This is a genomic window from Caballeronia zhejiangensis (genome assembly GCF_022879815.1).
GTDB lineage: Bacteria > Pseudomonadota > Gammaproteobacteria > Burkholderiales > Burkholderiaceae > Caballeronia > Caballeronia zhejiangensis.
This window is the reverse complement of sequence record NZ_CP084283.1, coordinates 2,708,105-2,724,763: the sequence shown is the minus strand read 5'-3', so window position 1 is coordinate 2,724,763 and position 16,659 is coordinate 2,708,105. Positions and strand designations below refer to the sequence as shown.

Here is a 16,659-nt window from a genome sequence, read left to right as displayed (position 1 = left end):
GCTTCCGGAAATCCCGTGCCATCTTTTTAAGCACGTTTTGGCTTCCGAAAGCGAGTTGTACGCAAGCAGTTAGAAGGAGATAACGATGAAACAACGCCACATCCAGAATTTCTTGATGGTTTCGGCAGCCTTTTTCGCCATTAGCGCGCCCGTTGGCGGCGCACGGGCGAATAATGCCTCGCCGTTCGGGGCGTCGTCGGTTGCACAGGTCGCGCAAGTGCGCGTTCAGTCGGTTCAGGCTGGCGCCCAACAGCGCCGCGAATCCGAAAGCAGCGACGACGAGACGGCGGGCTGACCCGATCGTCGCGGTCCGCGCCGACAAAGCGGGTCGCCGGAATGGAAAAAGGGACATGAAATTCATGTCCCTTTTTTTTGTGCCGCTCGTATTTCTTAGCTCGCGGTGGTGTCCTTCAGCACGCCACGGCGCATTTGATCCAGTTCGATCGATTCGAACAGCGCCTTGAAGTTGCCTTCGCCGAAGCCCTGATTGCCCTTGCGCTGAATGATCTCGAAGAAGATCGGCCCAATCTGGTTCTCCGTGAAGATCTGCAACAGGATTTCGTCCTTGGTGCCGTCGATCAGAATCTTGCGCTTTTTCAGTTCCGCGACGGATTCGCAATGCCCCGGCACGCGACGATCGACGAGTTCGTAATACGTGTCGATGGTATCGAGCAGCGCGATCTTCGCGCCGCGCAGTCCGTCGACGGTGCCGTAAATGTCGCCCGTGCCGAGCGCGATGTGCTGAATGCCTTCGCCGTGGTACGCGTCGAGATATTCCTGAATCTGGCCGGCGTTCTCCGAGCCTTCCTCGTTGATTGGAATGCGGATCTTGCCGCAGGGCGAGGTCATCGCTTTCGACTTCACTGCCGTCACCTTGCCTTCGATATCGAAGTAACGCACTTCGCGGAAGTTGAAGAGCCGCTCATAGAACTCCGCCCATTCGACCATACGGCCGCGATGCACGTTGTGCGTCAGGTGATCGATATACGTGAGGCCGTGGCCGACCGGATTCTGCTCCGCGCCCGGGATCGGCTCGAAATCGACGTCGTAAATGCTGATATCGCCGATGCTGCCCGGCTGCGCGCCGTTCTTGCCGCGCCAGCGATCCACGAAATAGATCAGCGAATCGCCGATGCCCTTGATCGCCGGGATATTCAGCTCCATCGGACCGGTCTTGTTGTCGAAACCCCAGGCGCCGAGTTCGAGCGCGCGCTGATACGCCTTGGCGGCATCGGCGACGCGGAATGCGATCGCGCAGATCGACGGCCCGTGCAGACGCGCAAAGCGCTGCGCGAAGGAATCCGGCTCCGCGTTCACGATAAAGTTGATTTCCCCTTGCCGATACAGCGTCACATCCTTGTGACGATGCTTCGCGATCGCCGTGAAGCCCATCTGCTCGAACAGTTTCCCGAGCGCGACGGGATCCGGCGCGGTGTATTCGATGAACTCGAAGCCGTCGGTGCCGACGGGATTGTCCCAAGTCGTTGCGGTCATGCATGTCTCCTGATTGGCGTGCGGCGCGTGTGCGCGACGTGAAGACAGTTTAGTCAGATGGCGATGGCAAAAACTTGCGAAACAAATCGCGCATTCATAAGATTGCGCACGATACTGCTAATCGAGTGCATTCCGGAGCTATGAAATGGCCGAACCCGAATTGGACATGATAGACCGCCGCATTCTTGCGATCCTTCAGGAAAATGGCCGGCTGTCGAATCAGGAGATCGCCGAGCGCGTGAATCTGTCGCCGAGTCCGTGCTTGCGGCGCATCCGTCGGCTGGAGGAGATCGGCGTCATTCGCGGGTACGTCGCGTTGCTCGACGCAAAAAAACTCGGGCTCGGCTTGCTTGCCTATATCAACGTGCGTCTGGAAAAGCGCGGCGGCACGCAGGCCGCGGCGGGCACGCCGAAGGCGCCGACGCACGGCGATCTCTTTCGCGAAGCCGTGCGTTCATGGCCGGAAGTCGTCGCGTGCGACGCGATGACCGGCGAGATGGACTTTCTGCTGCGCGTGCAAGTGCGCGACATGGATGACTTTTCGCGCTTCGTGCAGGACGAGTTGCTGCATCATCCATCGGTGATCGACGTACGCTCGAGCTTCTCGCTGGAGCGCATCAAAGAGACGACGGTTCTGCCGTTGCGCTGAAATGAAAAAGGGCGGTCGATGCCGCCCTTGCTGGTCCCGCTCGCAGCGCAAACCCCGCGCTGTTCTCGATGATGGTTAAGCTGCGTCCGCCGTCGGAACGAACGCCTGAAAAACCTGCGACGCACGATGCGCCTGGCGCTTGATCGCGTAGTCGAACACGGCCGCTTGTTCCTGGAGCATTTCGGCCATGATGCTGGTCTGATCGGCCGGCGCGAGCGACAGATAGGCGTCCGCTTCGCCGTACGCGTACTCGATCTTCATGCCCGACTTCTTCGCGATGTGCATCATGGTCGAGTTGCGCGACAGGCAGTGCATGTAGAGCACCGACACGTGCGTGTTGCGGCTGCGCATGGCGGCGCGCTCGAAGAGCTTCGAGCCGACGCCGCGGCCGCGGGCGCTTTCGAGCACCGACACGCCGAACTCGGCGGTGCGCTTGTCGCCTTCGGCGGGCAGATAGGCCAGATGGCCGACGCCGATCAATTCCAGCGCGCTGCCGAAGACACCGAACACCTTGTCGTCCGCGAAATTGATGTTGCGCACGTAGTTCTCGATGACGTGGTCCGGCACAATCTGGCCGAACCGCAGAAGACGGTCGTCTTCATCGAGCGCGAGGAAGTGCGTGAGGAGACGCTCGCGATCCGCCGAAGACAACTCACGGACGAGAACCGGCATACGCGCGTCTTTGAGCGGCTGATCGTGCGCGACGATCTGCTCGGCAGTGCGGTTGATAGTCAGTTCCACGGTCGTTTCTCCTTCGTTTCGTCATGCAGCGTGCTGCAAAGCAAAACGAATTCTAGCCGATCTGGGAGAAGCGAGTACGGGAAAACCCTTAAAACCGATTAGGCGTGACGTTCTAAACGTGCGCTGAAATCAATTTAGGTCAATGAAATCAGTCGCTTAACAGATTGTCGTGAACGCAACGGTTCACCGACCGGTGAGTCTGTTGTGCCGCAGCATTTTCTAACGGTCGACGTTTAACCCATTTTCGATCATGTCGACGACCTGCTCGGCGAATTCGCTGTAGCCGAGCTTTCCGCCCGGCTTGAGCCAGGTGAACGTCCAGTTGATCATGCCGAACACCATCATCGTGAGGGCGGTCTGATTGTCCTTGGTCGCGCGTTTCGGATACGCGCGCGCCAGTTGTCGCGCGAACGCCGCCACGATGTCGCGCTGACGATCGAGGACGATTTCGCGCTGCGCCTCTTCGAGATACTTCACGTCGTTCAGCAGCGCAACGTGCCGGCTGTGCGACGTCTCATATTCGGCGAGGAACGCGCGCACGAGCTCGGCGAACGCCTCGCGCTCGCCCAGTCCGCGCCGCTGGCTCGCGCCTTCGACCTCCGCGATGATCAGCATCAGCCGCTTCGTGTAGCGATCGAGCAGATCGAAGAGGATCGCTTCCTTGCTCTCGTAATAGTGATAGAGGCGGGCTTTCGACGTGCCGCTCGCCGCGGCGAGATCGGCCATCGAGGTACTGGGATAGCTCGTCTGCGCGAATTTCGCGGCGGCGAGTTCGAGGATCTGTTCGCGTTGTGTCTCGTGATCGGGCGCTTTGGTACGGGCCATGTGTTCGAAGAATGCGTTCTTATAAATATGGATTCAGCGGCGCAGTTCGGCCCCACTGATTTCGGACGGCGTGCCGCGGATTTTAAGCCGTCCCGCCATCACGAGTTCGCGGCAACGCCAGAACGCGACGGCATCGGAGAGCAGGAAATCGAAGCGCTGTGCCATCGCCGCGCCGGCGATGCGGGCGGCCGGCTTCCATTCTGGACTGGCGAGATCGAGCAGCGCTTCGTCGACGTCGGTCCACGTTCCCGATACGAGCATGTTGTCGCGCAGCCGGCGCGTTTCCGCGTTGGCGTACTTCGCTTCCTGCCATTCGAGCGCGAGCCGGCTGATGCGCAGCACGGAAATGGGCGCGGCGGTCGGCAGCTTCGCGACCAGTTGCTTCGGCGAGAACATGCCGACGGCCGTCGCGCGGTCTTCGCGGCTGACGCGTTGCGGCTCGCTGTCGTCGGTTCCGATCGACAGATCGTCGTACGTGAGTTTTGCTTCGTTCAGGCGCTGCGGCGCATTGCGCAGATGATAGGCGACGCGTCGCAACGTGAGCTGATCCGCCGCGCTCTGACCGTGCCACACGACGATCTGTCCGTCGCCGCGCGCGAGGCGGGTGAAGAGCGCCTGTTGCTGTTCGAGTTCGTCTTCGAAGTCGATGCCGCTCGTTATGATCTGACGCCAGAACGTGGCGCGCGCGAGCACCGATTCGTCGATGTCCCTGAGCGGACCGACAGCGAGATCGTCGCGCAGCGCAATGACGCGCTCATCGCGTTCCGCGCGCAGCAGGGCTTCGGTGAGCGATTGGGCCGCGCTATCGCCATTCGTGACATGAATCGTGTTCATCGGTGTCGGCTGCCGGAAAGACGAAAGGACCGCTCGGGTGAGCGATCCTAGTTTACGCGAATCGAATGCCGGCGGGACGTCGTTTACCGCTCGTCGAAGCTCACAACCACGCGCTCGCTCACCGGATGACACTGGCAGGTCAGCACGAAACCCTCATCGATCTCGTGTTGTTCGAGCGTGTAGTTCTTGTCCATCTTCACTTCGCCTTCGAGCACTTTCGCGCGGCACGTGCAGCACACCCCGCCCTTGCACGCGTACGGCAACGCGAGCCCTGCCTTCAGACCGACATCGAGCACGCTCACGCCTTCATAAGGCAGACGCAGCTTGCGCTTCTTGCCGTCGATGACCAGTTCCAGATCCGCCGCCGGCGTGCTCTCCGTAATCTCGATCGTCGGCGCACCCGCCTGCGGCAACGGCGTGCCGAAGCGCTCCACATGAATCTGCTTCGGCGGCACGCCCGCTTCTTTCAGTGCGGCTTCAGCGGCGTCCATCATCGGGCCGGGGCCGCAGATGAACGCTTCATCGATCTCTTCAGGCGAGAGCAGCGTCGAAAGAAACGCCTTGCACTTCTCCTGATCCAGCACGCCGTTGAACAACTCGACATCCTGCAAATCATCGGACAGCACGTGATACAGCGAGAACCGGTCCATATACCGGTTCTTCAGATCCTCGAGTTCTTCGGCGAACATGATCGCGTCTACACTGCGATTGCCGTACACCAGCGTGAAGCGGCTCGTCGGCTCCATGTCCAGCGTCGTCTTGATGATCGCCAGCACCGGCGTGATGCCCGAGCCGCCCGAGAACGCCACGTAATGCTTCGCGTGATCCGCGTTCAGATGCGTGAAGAAGCGTCCGTCGGGCGTCATCACCTCGATCTCATGGCCCGGCTTCAAGGTCTCGAACGCGAAGTTCGAGAAGCGCCCGCCGCGCACGCGCTTGATGCCGATGCGCAATTCGCCATCGCGATCGTAGTCGGTCACGCCCACGCAGATCGAATACGAGCGGCGCGTCTCCTCGCCATCGATATGCGTCTTGAGCGTCACGAACTGGCCCTGCGTGAAGCGAAACGCATCGCGCAATGCGGGCGGCACATCGAACGAGACGGTGAGCGCGTCGGCGGTTTCGGGGCGCACGTCGCGAATGCGCAGCGGATGAAATTGCGGAGTAGCCATGTTTTCTCGGCTCGCTTGTCAGTGAGGTTCAGTACGGCTTGAAGTAATCGAACGGCTCGCGGCAATCGATGCATCGATACAACGCCTTGCACGCCGTCGAGCCGAATTGCGCCAGCTTCTCCGTGTGCGTCGAGCCGCAGCGCGGGCACGCGATCGTCGCGGGCTTGCGCGCCACGAAGCGGATCGGCTTCTCTGCGCTGCCGCATGCGCCCGTCGGCGGCGCGATGCCGTAGCGGCGCAGCTTCTCGCGCGCGTCATCGGTGATCCAGTCGGTCGTCCACGCGGGCGCCAGCACCGTCTCGATGCGATGCGCGCCGAGTTGCGCATCATCGATCGCTTTCGCGATGTCCTCAGCAATCTGCGACATCGCAGGACAGCCCGAGTACGTCGGCGTGATCACCACTTCGAGCACGCCATCGTCGCCGTGACGCACATCGCGCAAGATGCCCAGCTCGCGAATCGATACCACCGGAATCTCCGGATCGGGCACCGACTCGAGCACGTGCCACGCGCGTTCGATCGTGGTTTGCATGGCCTGCATTACCAGCTCGCACCCGGATGCTGACGCGCCAGGCTCTGCATCTCCGCCAGCAGATAACCCATGTGCTCCGAGTGCTCGCCTTGCTTGCCCGTCGTGACGTGCTGCACTTCTACGGGCGCTCGGAGCGTCGCTTCATCGAGCGCCGATGCAACCTGCTCGCGCCACGCCGCTTCGAACTCGCTCGCCAGCGGCGCGATGCCCGCATCGGCGACGGCCTGTTCGATTGCATCGGTCGCGAAGAACTCGCGCGTGTACGGCATCAGATAATCGAGCGCAGCCTGCGCACGCCGATGCGACTCCGCAGTGCCATCGCCGAAACGCACCAGCCAGTCGCGCGCGTGATGCAGGTGATAGCTCGTCTCCTTGATCGACTTCGCCGCGATCGCCGCGAGTTGCGCATCGTTCGATGATTGCAATGCGCTCCACACTTCCATCATCAACGCCGAGTACAGGAAGTTGCGCACGATCGTCACCGCGTAATCGCGCTCCGTGCGCGTCGTGCCCGCGAGCGGGCCGAAGTGCGGCAACTCCGCGATCGTGTAGTTGGCGAACTCGCGCTCGGTGCGGAAGTACGCGTAATCGTCTTCGGTCTTTTTGTTGCCGTTGAGCGATGCTTCGAGCGAAGCAGCATGCGTGTAGAGCAAACGCGCCTGACCGATCAGATCCAGACTGATGTTCGCCAGCGCAATATCCTCTTCCAGTGCCGGGCCGTGACTGCACCACTCCGCGTTGCGCTGTCCGAGAATCAGCGCGTTGTCGGCAAGACGCAGCACGTAGGCGAGATGTTCTTTCTGGCTCATGTCGCGCGCCCTTACATGTGATTGATTTCGTCGGGCAGCACGAAGAACGTCGGATGCCGATAGATCTTGTCGCCCGCGGGCTCGAACAACTCGGCCTTGTCTGCCGGGTCCGATGCCGTGATCGCCGCCGAGGGCACCACCCAGATGCTCACGCCTTCCTGACGACGCGTGTACACGTCGCGCGCCATGCGCAACGCCGCGCCCGCGTCCGGTGCGTGCAGGCTGCCGCAATGCTTGTGATCCAGTCCCTGCTTGCTGCGCACGAACACTTCCCAGATCGGCCATTCCTTGTTCATCTTCATCGTCTCCATGCTCATGCAGCTTGTTGGTGGGCGCGGGCTTTTTGCTTCTCTGCATACGCCAGTGCGGCTTCGCGAACCCACGCGCCGTCATCGTGCGCCTTCACGCGCGTGGCGAGGCGCTCCTTGTTGCACGGACCGTCGCCGTTGACCACGCGCCAGAACTCGTCCCAGTCGATCGCGCCGTAGTCGTGCGCTTGCCGCGCTTCGTTCCACTTCAAATCGGGATCGGGCAACGTGACGCCGAGGATCTTCGCCTGCTCGACGGTCGCATCGACGAACTTCTGACGCAGGTCATCGTTCGAGATGCGCTTGATGCCCCACGCGAACGACTGGCCGCTGTGGATCGAATCCTTGTCGCTCGGGCCGAACATCATCAGCACCGGCCACCACCAGCGGTTCACCGCCTGCTGCACGAGATCCTTCTGCGCTTGCGTGCCTTTCATCATCGCGAGCAGCGCGTCGAAGCCCTGGCGTTGGTGGAACGATTCCTCCTTGCAGATGCGGATCATCGCGCGGGCATACGGCCCGTAGGTGCAGCGGCACAGCGGAATCTGGTTCATGATCGCGGCGCCATCGACGAGCCAGCCGATCACGCCGACATCGGCCCACGTGGGTGTCGGATAGTTGAAGATGCTCGAATATTTCGCCTTGCCTGCGTGCAGCGCGGCGACCAGTTGATCGCGCGAGACGCCCAGTGTTTCGGCCGCGCTGTAGAGGTACAGGCCGTGGCCGCCTTCGTCCTGCACCTTCGCGAGCAGAATCGCCTTGCGTTTGAGGCTCGGCGCGCGGCTGATCCAGTTGCCCTCGGGCTGCATCCCGATGATCTCCGAATGCGCGTGCTGCGAGATCTGACGCACCAGCGTCTTGCGATACGCCTCGGGCATCCAGTCCTGCGGCTCGATCTTGCCGTCGGCCTGCATCACCGCGTCGAAGCGGGTTTGGGCGGCGGAGGCTGCGGCTTCGTGGCTTTCGGCTGTGGGCGTCGCGCTGGGGAGGTCGAGGGATTGCGTGTACATGTCGGCACTCGCTCAAAAAGAAGTCGCTGTCCGGCGATTATAAACCGACCGGACGGTCGGTAAATGCATTTTTGAGACGTATTCGGGTAACTCCGCATGCGAGAAGCGGACCCCGTCGCGCAAAGCGCGCGACCTTTAATCTAGTGCAGGCAGGAGGAGAAACGAAAAGAGCGGCAGGCGAAACATCGCCTGCCGCTCTTTATAAGGCGGGATCGGAAACTGTTTTAACGCGGCTGCTGCGCGGCGAAATCCTCAGCGTCGACGTCGTAGCCCGACGGTTCCCAGCGCACGGCGAACAGTGCGACGAGCCCCGCGAGCGGCGCGACGGCGATGATCCAGAACACCTTCGTGCCGAGCGCCGCCGACAAGACCGGGAACAGGAACAGCGAAACCGTCGAGCTGGCGCGCATCAGCGTCTGATTGAAGCCGACGCCGACACCACGCAGCGAAGTCGGATAGCTCAGCGACGCAAACGTCATGCTGTGCGAGCCAGGCCCGACGCCCTGTCCGAGCAGGAACGCCGCGAGAAACGCGATCGCGACGACGACTTCGACGCCCGTCGACGGCTTCCCGACGATAGCGAGCCCGACGAGCGCCGCAAGCTGAAACGTGTAACCGACGACCGACAGCTTCCACGCGCCGAATTTCGGCACCGTGCGCACGGAAAACAGCCCGCCCGCGAACGCGAAACACAGATTGAGCGCGAGCGACGCGAGGATCGTAGTGAGCATCGATTGCGCGAGGAAACTCGAAATGATGACCGGCAAGCCGAACGCCACGGCGTTATAGGCGAACGACGACGCGATGGCGATGACCGTCGCCAGCACGGTCCGGCGCAGGTAGACGCCGCGCAGCAGCGCGCCGTAGTTGCTCCACGTCGCGCGACGCGCCTTCGGCGCAACGGTGGCGGTTTCGTCGACGCGGGCATCGATGCCGTACGAGCGCTTGAGGATCGCGGCCGCGCCTTTCAGATCGCCCTGATTCGCGGCCCAGACCGGCGATTCGCTCATGTATCGGCTGCGAATCGCGATGATCGCAATCGCCGGAACCGCGCCAAAGCCGAGGATCAGACGCCAGAGCCAGCCCGCGTTGTGTTCGGGCAAGACCGCGTACAAACCGAGCACCAGCAGATACGAGACGCTGATCGCCGCGTACCAGACCGGGCACCACATCGCAACGCGTGCCGCCTTGTTGCCGCGGCCCTGCAAGCGGGAAAATTCCGCGAGAAAGGCCATCGCGACGGGCAAATCGATGCCGACGCCCAGTCCCATCACGAAACGCGCACCGCCGAGCACCCAGGCGTTCGGCGCGAGCGCGCAGGCGATCGCCGCGACGACGAAGAAGAACATGTCCGCCATGAAGACGCGATAGCGGCCGACCTTGTCGGTGAGATATCCGCCGAGGAACGCGCCGATGATCGCCCCGAACGTGATCGCGGCGGCGACGAAGCCGGAGCCGGTCGGCGTCAGCGAGAATTCGCGGGCGATGTCCTTCATGCCGAACGCGAGCGCGCCCAGATCGTAGGCATCGAGAAAAATGCCGCCGAGCGCGATGGCGACGACCACGCGCGCGTCGCTGCCGATGGCGGCGCCGTGGTTGACGAGACTGGAAACATCGGCGGCGCTTTTGATGACCGGCCGTGAATCCTGGGTGGCGGACTGGGCGGCAGCGCGTTCGGGCGCGAGGGAAACGGACATGATCAGGCTATTTCAGTAAAAAGTTGTCGATGCAACGAATCGCCGGATCGTACTGGCCCGCGCGCAGGCGGCCAAATTCTTTTTTGTTATTTAATGACTTACGCGGTCCGTCGATGCGTTCCCGCCGCGTAGACCGGCGATGCGACAATGTCGCTCCGTTTTGTTCTTTCTGTTCAGGCATGTCGTCAGTTGAAAACATCGAATCGGTGAACGTCGCGGTCGTCGGCGGCGGGCCGGCCGGGCTCATGGCCGCGGAGGCGCTCGCGGCGGGCGACGCGCGCGTCGATGTGTTCGACGCGATGCCGTCCGTCGGACGCAAATTCCTGATGGCCGGCAAAGGGGGCATGAATCTCACGCATTCGGAGCCCGCCGACGCGTTCCTCGCGCGATACGGCGCGCGCAGCGGGGAGATCGCGCCGCTGCTCGCGCGCTTCGATGCAAGCGTGTTGCGGGATTGGGTTCACGGCCTGGGCGTCGAGACTTTCGTCGGCAGCTCGGGGCGCGTGTTTCCCACCGACATGAAAGCCGCGCCGATGCTGCGCGCATGGCTGCATCGGCTGCGCGCGTCGGGCGTCACGTTTCATATGCGGCATCGCTGGCTCGGCTGGGCCGACGAACGCGCGTCGATATCGCGGTTCGCGACGCCATCGGGCGAGAAACACGTTCGGCACGATGCGCTCGTGCTGGCGCTCGGCGGCGCAAGCTGGCCGCAACTCGGCTCCGATGGCGCCGCGCTGCCGGTTCTCGCCGCGCGCGGCGTGGCCACGCGTCCTTTCGTGCCGTCGAATTGCGGCTTCGATGTGGGCTGGAGCGAGCATTTCAGCCGCCGGTTCGCGGGCGAGCCGCTCAAGTCGGTGGCGATCGGCGTGCCGCGCGCGAACGGCGCGCCCGACTGGCGCGTTGGCGAGTGCCTCATCACCGATCAGGGTATCGAGGGCAGTCTGATTTACGCGTTATCGGCGCCGATTCGCGACCGGATCGACGAAAGTCACGGCGCCGGCGCGACGATTCTGCTCGATCTGACGCCGCAGCTCTCCGCCGAACGCGTGCGCGAGGAAGTGCTGCATCCGCGTGGCGCGCGCTCGATGTCGAGTCATCTGCAAAGCCGGCTGCATCTCACGGGCGTGAAAGCGGGTTTGTTGCGCGAATGCGTGAGCAAGGACGAATTTGCCGATCCCATCACGCTCGCCGCGCGCATCAAGGCGTTGCCGCTGCGTGTGCTGCGCCCGCGGCCGATTGCGGAAGTCATCAGCAGCGCGGGCGGCGTCGAGTTCGAAGCCCTCGATGCGCGTTCGATGCTCTCAGCGCTTCCCGGCGTGTTCTGCGCGGGCGAAATGCTCGACTGGGAAGCGCCGACCGGCGGCTATCTGCTGACGGCGTGTTTCGCGAGCGGGCTCGTCGCGGGCGAGGGCGCGCTCGCGTGGCTTGCCGAGCGCGCCTGATTCAATTTACGCGACGACCAGCCGCCACAGCGACGTGACTTCCGCCGAGCGCGCGGCGTGCAGCGGATCGGACTTGTCGATCGCCTTCGAATGACGCGGCTTGATGTCGATACGTCCATCGACCTTCAGTCCGGCCTTGTCGATCCATTCCTGCAACTGCGCGCGCGTGCGCAGGCCGAGATGTTCCGCGAAGTCCGACAGGATAAGCCAGCCTTCGCCGCCCGGTGTCAGGTGCGCGGCGAGGCCGTCGAGAAAGCCGCGCAGCATGCGGCTCTCCGGGTCGTAGATCGCGTGCTCGATCGTGGCGCTCGGACGCGCCGGAAGCCACGGCGGATTGCAGACGACGAGCGGCGCGCGGCCCTCGGGAAACATGTCGGCTTCCACGACCTTCACCTGACGAGCGAGGCCGAGTCCATCGACGTTTTCCCGCGCACAGGCGAGCGCGCGGGCGTCGACGTCGGTTGCGACGATCCGCTCGACGCCGCGCCGCGCGAGCACGGCCGCGAGCACGCCGGTTCCCGTGCCGATATCGAACGCGAGTTCCTTTGACGGCAGCGGCTGATGCGCGACCAGATCGACGTACTCGCCGCGAACGGGCGAGAACACGCCGTAATAGGGATGGATCCGCCCGCCGGCCGCGTCGATGTCGACGCCTTTCTTGCGCCACTCGTGCGCGCCGATCAGACCAAGCACCTCGCGCAAGGACACCACCGATGCTTCATCCGACGGCGGCCCGTATGCTTCCTCGCATGCCTGGCGCACGTCCGGCGCGCGTCGCAACGGGATGGCGTAGTGCTCGTCGAGCGGCAGCACGAGCATTGCGAGGGTGCGGGCGCGCTGCGATTGCGCGAGTCGATGGAGATTGAACGCATCGATCGGCGATGTTTCCGTCGCGGGCTTCTTCGCCTTGCGCGGTTTGTTGTCGATACGGCGGGCCATCGCCTGCAGCAACTGGCGAGCGTTCTGGAAATCGCCGCGCCAGAGAATCGCGGTGCCTTCGCAGGCGAGCCGGTACGCGTGATCGGCCGTCATCTGATCGTGTCCGATGACGACGCGCTTCGCGGGCGGATTGCCGCTCTCCGATCGCCAGCGGGCTGAGCGGTTTTCGCCGTCTTCATCCCAGACGAGTTGCTGCGGTGCTGAATTTTTCGATTGCATATTTATATTGATGCCCGCTGCGTAAGTCATCGCGCCGGCGAAAAAAGAACTGGCAGCATTGTGAGGCCATTTCACGGGCGTCGCTGCTGCTTGTGCGCGTCGCCGGCGATGTGCGGCGCGAGCTTGATGACACTTCAGGCACAATCGAGCCTTTTCCGAACGCCATCGCCGAATGAAACTCCGAGTTCTCGCCGCGATTTGCGCGGCCGCGTGCGCCGTCCAACTTAATTTCGCGCCAATGGCGTTCGCCGCCGACGCTGCGGAAACGCCCGCCAACGAGCGATGGGTCAGCGCGTGGGGCACTGCGCTGCAGTCGATTCCGCAACTCGCGAACCTGCCGCCGCTCTATCGCGCGCCGGACGTCGCAGGGCGCACCGTCCGTCAGCTGATTTATCCGCAACTCGACGGCAAGCGGATGCGTCTGCGGATCAGCAATCTTTACGGGACCGAACCGCTCGTCGTCGAGTCCATGAGCGTCGCACGGGCGGTCGGCGGTAGCAGTGCAGCGATCCAGGCCGGCAGCGCACGGTCCGTGTCTTTCGGCGGACACAAGAGCGTGACGGTCGCGCCGGGCGCGCAAGCAACAAGCGACGCGGTCGATTTCGACGTCGCCGCGTTTCAGCCGGTCGCCGTCAGCATGTTCATGGGGAAGGATCAAAAGCTCGTCGCGTGGCACCGCGTGTCGAGCCAGGTGAACTACATTTCGACGCCGGGCGACCGCACCGGAGATGGATCGGCAGCCGTGTACCGCACGCGCTTCACGCAATATGCGTGGCTCAGCAACGTCGCGGTGGAAAGCGCGTCGGCGCACGCGATCGTAGCGATCGGCGATTCGATCACCGACGGCATGCGTTCCTCGCTCAATGCGAACCGGCGCTGGCCGGATGCGCTCGCGAAAGAAGTCGCCCGGAAAAGTGGCGGGCAAACCGCGGTCTTGAATGCGGGCATCAGCGGGAATCGTCTGCTCAGCAACTCGCCCTGTTACGGTGAGGCCGTCGTGAGCCGCTTCGAGCGCGACGCGCTGCGTCAACCGGGCGTGCGGGCGGTGATCGTGCTGATCGGCATCAACGACATCAACTTCATGGCGATGCCCGCGCACGCCGGGCTCGATTGCGACGCGCCGCACACGGAAGTCAACGCCGATGCGCTGGTGCGCGGATATCAGCGACTGATTGCGCAGGCGCATCAGCGCGGCGTGAAGATCTACGGTGCGACGCTCACGCCCGCTTCGCTGCCGCCGGAAAGGGAGTCGATCCGAACGGCGGTCAACGAATCGATTCGCGCGAGCCGGGCGTTCGACGGTGTCATCGACTTCGATCAGGCGTTGCGCGATCCGGCGCGCCCGAGCGTGCTCCAGCGCCGGTATGACAGTGGCGATCATATCCATCCGAGCGACGCGGGATACGCGGCGATGGCCGCGGCAGTGCCGATGGAGTTTGTCATCCGAGCGGCGAAGGCGGCACACTGAACAGACGCGAAAAAAATTGCGTTCGTCACCTTGTCATTCGTGTGTGCTTGACCTAATATTCAGCCCCTCGTCGCAAGACGAGAGCCGCCGAGCGAAACGGGCGGTCTCAGAAGTCACCGGATTTGGAAGCGAAAGCGAAAAATAGTGTTGACAAAGAGAAAAAGATTCTTCATAATCTCGTTTCTCTGCTGCTGATGCAGCGACGCAAGACGGAAGTTGAAGTAAGGCTTGTCTTGCGATGTGCTCTTTAAAAACTAACAGCCGATAAGTGTGGGCGCTTGATGGCGAGTGCGGCTGGTTCTTCGGAATCGGTAATAGCAAAAGTATCAAGAGTCTCACACGAAGTATCAGAGGAAGGTTTGTTCATCTTTGGATGGAATAAATCATCGTCAGTACGTTGAGTGAGCGACCTATTCGGAAGAATAGAAAACAGTAACAGGTATTGAACTGAAGAGTTTGATCCTGGCTCAGATTGAACGCTGGCGGCATGCCTTACACATGCAAGTCGAACGGCAGCACGGGGGCAACCCTGGTGGCGAGTGGCGAACGGGTGAGTAATACATCGGAACGTGTCCTGTAGTGGGGGATAGCCCGGCGAAAGCCGGATTAATACCGCATACGACCTAAGGGAGAAAGCGGGGGATCTTCGGACCTCGCGCTATAGGGGCGGCCGATGGCAGATTAGCTAGTTGGTGGGGTAAAGGCCTACCAAGGCGACGATCTGTAGCTGGTCTGAGAGGACGACCAGCCACACTGGGACTGAGACACGGCCCAGACTCCTACGGGAGGCAGCAGTGGGGAATTTTGGACAATGGGGGCAACCCTGATCCAGCAATGCCGCGTGTGTGAAGAAGGCCTTCGGGTTGTAAAGCACTTTTGTCCGGAAAGAAAACTTCGTCCCTAATATGGATGGAGGATGACGGTACCGGAAGAATAAGCACCGGCTAACTACGTGCCAGCAGCCGCGGTAATACGTAGGGTGCGAGCGTTAATCGGAATTACTGGGCGTAAAGCGTGCGCAGGCGGTCTGTTAAGACCGATGTGAAATCCCCGGGCTTAACCTGGGAACTGCATTGGTGACTGGCAGGCTTTGAGTGTGGCAGAGGGAGGTAGAATTCCACGTGTAGCAGTGAAATGCGTAGAGATGTGGAGGAATACCGATGGCGAAGGCAGCCTCCTGGGCCAACACTGACGCTCATGCACGAAAGCGTGGGGAGCAAACAGGATTAGATACCCTGGTAGTCCACGCCCTAAACGATGTCAACTAGTTGTTGGGGATTCATTTCCTTAGTAACGTAGCTAACGCGTGAAGTTGACCGCCTGGGGAGTACGGTCGCAAGATTAAAACTCAAAGGAATTGACGGGGACCCGCACAAGCGGTGGATGATGTGGATTAATTCGATGCAACGCGAAAAACCTTACCTACCCTTGACATGGTCGGAACCCTGCTGAAAGGTGGGGGTGCTCGAAAGAGAACCGGCGCACAGGTGCTGCATGGCTGTCGTCAGCTCGTGTCGTGAGATGTTGGGTTAAGTCCCGCAACGAGCGCAACCCTTGTCCTTAGTTGCTACGCAAGAGCACTCTAAGGAGACTGCCGGTGACAAACCGGAGGAAGGTGGGGATGACGTCAAGTCCTCATGGCCCTTATGGGTAGGGCTTCACACGTCATACAATGGTCGGAACAGAGGGTTGCCAAGCCGCGAGGTGGAGCCAATCCCAGAAAACCGATCGTAGTCCGGATCGCAGTCTGCAACTCGACTGCGTGAAGCTGGAATCGCTAGTAATCGCGGATCAGCATGCCGCGGTGAATACGTTCCCGGGTCTTGTACACACCGCCCGTCACACCATGGGAGTGGGTTTCACCAGAAGTAGGTAGCCTAACCGCAAGGAGGGCGCTTACCACGGTGGGATTCATGACTGGGGTGAAGTCGTAACAAGGTAGCCGTATCGGAAGGTGCGGCTGGATCACCTCCTTTCTCGAGCTTCGCACACGAAGTTAAGCGCTCACGCTTATCGGCTGTTGTTTGAAGACAGGCTTTGGGTCTGTAGCTCAGTCGGTTAGAGCACCGTCTTGATAAGGCGGGGGTCGTTGGTTCGAATCCAACCAGACCCACCACGGTCAAGATGAGTCAGGCAGTCAGTGAGGCTGCAGACGCAAGACGCGGGGGATTAGCTCAGCTGGGAGAGCACCTGCTTTGCAAGCAGGGGGTCGTCGGTTCGATCCCGTCATCCTCCACCAAGTCCTCAATGCGCAGTGTTTCGTGAAGCACTTTGCATTGGCGATTGAAAGCCAGTTGATGTCGCAGGCGAGTGAAGTGAGCTTGTCGGCTAAACGTTCTTTAACAATCTGGAAGAAGTAGTAAAGAGACTATCTAAAAGCACTTAGAGATGGGTGTGAGTCGGGTAGTCAGGGTGTGATTGTATCAAGTATGAAAAGTGATCTTGATGATGACTTGGAATACGGCACAACGCGAATACTCAGCCTATGGCGAGAGTGGCTCGAGAGAGACACACTTGTTA

15 protein-coding genes, 2 tRNA genes and 1 rRNA gene are annotated in these 16,659 nt (G+C 61.7%); 7 read left to right on the top strand and 11 right to left on the bottom strand.

Features of this window, described 5'->3' with window-relative positions; all coding sequences use genetic code 11:
* Positions 1-85 precede the first annotated feature (85 nt).
* On the top strand, positions 86-295 hold the full coding sequence (locus LDZ23_RS13085) for a hypothetical protein (RefSeq protein WP_008352707.1): 210 nt from the start codon (positions 86-88) through the stop codon (positions 293-295).
* A gap of 95 nt (positions 296-390) precedes the next feature.
* Here LDZ23_RS13085 and hppD read toward each other — a convergent pair whose 3' ends face one another.
* Complete coding sequence (gene hppD / locus LDZ23_RS13080) at positions 391-1,494, bottom strand: 4-hydroxyphenylpyruvate dioxygenase (protein ID WP_008352709.1); 1,104 nt, start codon at positions 1,492-1,494, stop codon at positions 391-393.
* Positions 1,495-1,639: 145 nt separating this feature from the next.
* Here hppD and LDZ23_RS13075 point away from each other — a divergent pair, with 145 nt between their 5' ends.
* Positions 1,640-2,143, top strand: coding sequence for an Lrp/AsnC family transcriptional regulator (locus tag LDZ23_RS13075; RefSeq protein WP_008352710.1), 504 nt, complete (start codon positions 1,640-1,642; stop codon positions 2,141-2,143).
* 75 nt (positions 2,144-2,218) lie between these two features.
* Here LDZ23_RS13075 and LDZ23_RS13070 read toward each other — a convergent pair whose 3' ends face one another.
* The 9 genes from LDZ23_RS13070 to LDZ23_RS13030 form a co-directional block, all read right to left on the bottom strand.
* Positions 2,219-2,815, bottom strand: a complete 597-nt coding sequence (locus tag LDZ23_RS13070; protein WP_235366314.1) for a GNAT family N-acetyltransferase — start codon at positions 2,813-2,815, stop codon at positions 2,219-2,221.
* Positions 2,816-3,103: 288 nt separating this feature from the next.
* Complete coding sequence (locus tag LDZ23_RS13065) at positions 3,104-3,709, bottom strand: TetR/AcrR family transcriptional regulator (protein WP_008352714.1); 606 nt, start codon at positions 3,707-3,709, stop codon at positions 3,104-3,106.
* Positions 3,710-3,742: 33 nt separating this feature from the next.
* On the bottom strand, positions 3,743-4,543 hold the full coding sequence (locus tag LDZ23_RS13060; protein WP_244807669.1) for a DUF1835 domain-containing protein: 801 nt from the start codon (positions 4,541-4,543) through the stop codon (positions 3,743-3,745).
* An 83-nt stretch (positions 4,544-4,626) separates the two neighbouring features.
* Positions 4,627-5,715 carry a 1,2-phenylacetyl-CoA epoxidase subunit PaaE gene (paaE, locus tag LDZ23_RS13055; protein WP_008352720.1) on the bottom strand — a complete coding sequence of 363 codons (1,089 nt, stop codon included), beginning with the start codon at positions 5,713-5,715 and terminating at the stop codon, positions 4,627-4,629.
* A gap of 28 nt (positions 5,716-5,743) precedes the next feature.
* Positions 5,744-6,256: a 1,2-phenylacetyl-CoA epoxidase subunit PaaD gene (gene paaD, locus LDZ23_RS13050; RefSeq protein WP_008352721.1), complete on the bottom strand. Its 513-nt coding sequence runs from the start codon at positions 6,254-6,256 to the stop codon at positions 5,744-5,746.
* The gene (gene paaC, locus LDZ23_RS13045) at positions 6,256-7,056 is read right to left on the bottom strand and encodes a 1,2-phenylacetyl-CoA epoxidase subunit PaaC (protein ID WP_008352722.1); all 801 of its coding nucleotides are present in this window, start codon (positions 7,054-7,056) and stop codon (positions 6,256-6,258) included. The genes paaD and paaC overlap by 1 nt, the downstream gene beginning before the upstream one ends.
* Before the next feature lie 11 nt (positions 7,057-7,067).
* A complete protein-coding gene (paaB, locus tag LDZ23_RS13040) occupies positions 7,068-7,352 on the bottom strand; it encodes a 1,2-phenylacetyl-CoA epoxidase subunit PaaB (protein WP_008349546.1) in 285 nt (94 codons plus the stop codon).
* Positions 7,353-7,369: 17 nt separating this feature from the next.
* Complete coding sequence (paaA, locus tag LDZ23_RS13035) at positions 7,370-8,374, bottom strand: 1,2-phenylacetyl-CoA epoxidase subunit PaaA (protein ID WP_008352723.1); 1,005 nt, start codon at positions 8,372-8,374, stop codon at positions 7,370-7,372.
* Between the two features lie 224 nt (positions 8,375-8,598).
* Positions 8,599-10,071 (bottom strand): MFS transporter, encoded by a 1,473-nt coding sequence (locus tag LDZ23_RS13030; protein WP_008352724.1) that lies wholly within the window; start codon positions 10,069-10,071, stop codon positions 8,599-8,601.
* Between the two features lie 179 nt (positions 10,072-10,250).
* On the opposite strand from LDZ23_RS13030, the gene LDZ23_RS13025 reads away from it, so the two are divergent.
* Positions 10,251-11,513: a TIGR03862 family flavoprotein gene (locus tag LDZ23_RS13025; protein WP_033535854.1), complete on the top strand. Its 1,263-nt coding sequence runs from the start codon at positions 10,251-10,253 to the stop codon at positions 11,511-11,513.
* Between the two features lie 6 nt (positions 11,514-11,519).
* Here the strand turns inward: LDZ23_RS13025 and LDZ23_RS13020 are convergent, their stop codons facing one another.
* Positions 11,520-12,671 carry a methyltransferase gene (locus LDZ23_RS13020; protein WP_008352726.1) on the bottom strand — a complete coding sequence of 384 codons (1,152 nt, stop codon included), beginning with the start codon at positions 12,669-12,671 and terminating at the stop codon, positions 11,520-11,522.
* Between the two features lie 172 nt (positions 12,672-12,843).
* On the opposite strand from LDZ23_RS13020, the gene LDZ23_RS13015 reads away from it, so the two are divergent.
* The 4 genes from LDZ23_RS13015 (at position 12,844) to LDZ23_RS13000 (ending at position 16,378) form a co-directional block, all read left to right on the top strand.
* Positions 12,844-14,139, top strand: coding sequence for an SGNH/GDSL hydrolase family protein (locus LDZ23_RS13015; protein WP_033535855.1), 1,296 nt, complete (start codon positions 12,844-12,846; stop codon positions 14,137-14,139).
* Positions 14,140-14,583: 444 nt separating this feature from the next.
* Positions 14,584-16,115 (top strand): 16S ribosomal RNA (locus tag LDZ23_RS13010).
* A gap of 63 nt (positions 16,116-16,178) precedes the next feature.
* Positions 16,179-16,255 (top strand) — tRNA-Ile (locus LDZ23_RS13005).
* A gap of 47 nt (positions 16,256-16,302) precedes the next feature.
* Positions 16,303-16,378 (top strand) — tRNA-Ala (locus tag LDZ23_RS13000).
* Positions 16,379-16,659 lie beyond the last annotated feature (281 nt).

What these genes read in the sequence shown, in the direction of transcription:
- LDZ23_RS13030 (WP_008352724.1), bottom strand. Translation starts at nt 10,071, where the DNA reads ATGTCCGTTTCCCTCGCGCCCGAACGCGCTGCCGCCCAGTCCGCCACC.
- LDZ23_RS13075 (WP_008352710.1), top strand. Translation starts at nt 1,640, where the DNA reads ATGGCCGAACCCGAATTGGACATGATAGACCGCCGCATTCTTGCGATC.
- paaE (WP_008352720.1), bottom strand. Translation starts at nt 5,715, where the DNA reads ATGGCTACTCCGCAATTTCATCCGCTGCGCATTCGCGACGTGCGCCCC.
- LDZ23_RS13070 (WP_235366314.1), bottom strand. Translation starts at nt 2,815, where the DNA reads ATGCCGGTTCTCGTCCGTGAGTTGTCTTCGGCGGATCGCGAGCGTCTC.
- hppD (WP_008352709.1), bottom strand. Translation starts at nt 1,494, where the DNA reads ATGACCGCAACGACTTGGGACAATCCCGTCGGCACCGACGGCTTCGAG.
- LDZ23_RS13020 (WP_008352726.1), bottom strand. Translation starts at nt 12,671, where the DNA reads ATGCAATCGAAAAATTCAGCACCGCAGCAACTCGTCTGGGATGAAGAC.
- LDZ23_RS13025 (WP_033535854.1), top strand. Translation starts at nt 10,251, where the DNA reads ATGTCGTCAGTTGAAAACATCGAATCGGTGAACGTCGCGGTCGTCGGC.
- LDZ23_RS13085 (WP_008352707.1), top strand. Translation starts at nt 86, where the DNA reads ATGAAACAACGCCACATCCAGAATTTCTTGATGGTTTCGGCAGCCTTT.
- paaC (WP_008352722.1), bottom strand. Translation starts at nt 7,056, where the DNA reads ATGAGCCAGAAAGAACATCTCGCCTACGTGCTGCGTCTTGCCGACAAC.
- LDZ23_RS13065 (WP_008352714.1), bottom strand. Translation starts at nt 3,709, where the DNA reads ATGGCCCGTACCAAAGCGCCCGATCACGAGACACAACGCGAACAGATC.
- LDZ23_RS13060 (WP_244807669.1), bottom strand. Translation starts at nt 4,543, where the DNA reads ATGAACACGATTCATGTCACGAATGGCGATAGCGCGGCCCAATCGCTC.
- paaD (WP_008352721.1), bottom strand. Translation starts at nt 6,256, where the DNA reads ATGCAGGCCATGCAAACCACGATCGAACGCGCGTGGCACGTGCTCGAG.
- paaA (WP_008352723.1), bottom strand. Translation starts at nt 8,374, where the DNA reads ATGTACACGCAATCCCTCGACCTCCCCAGCGCGACGCCCACAGCCGAA.
- paaB (WP_008349546.1), bottom strand. Translation starts at nt 7,352, where the DNA reads ATGAACAAGGAATGGCCGATCTGGGAAGTGTTCGTGCGCAGCAAGCAG.
- LDZ23_RS13015 (WP_033535855.1), top strand. Translation starts at nt 12,844, where the DNA reads ATGAAACTCCGAGTTCTCGCCGCGATTTGCGCGGCCGCGTGCGCCGTC.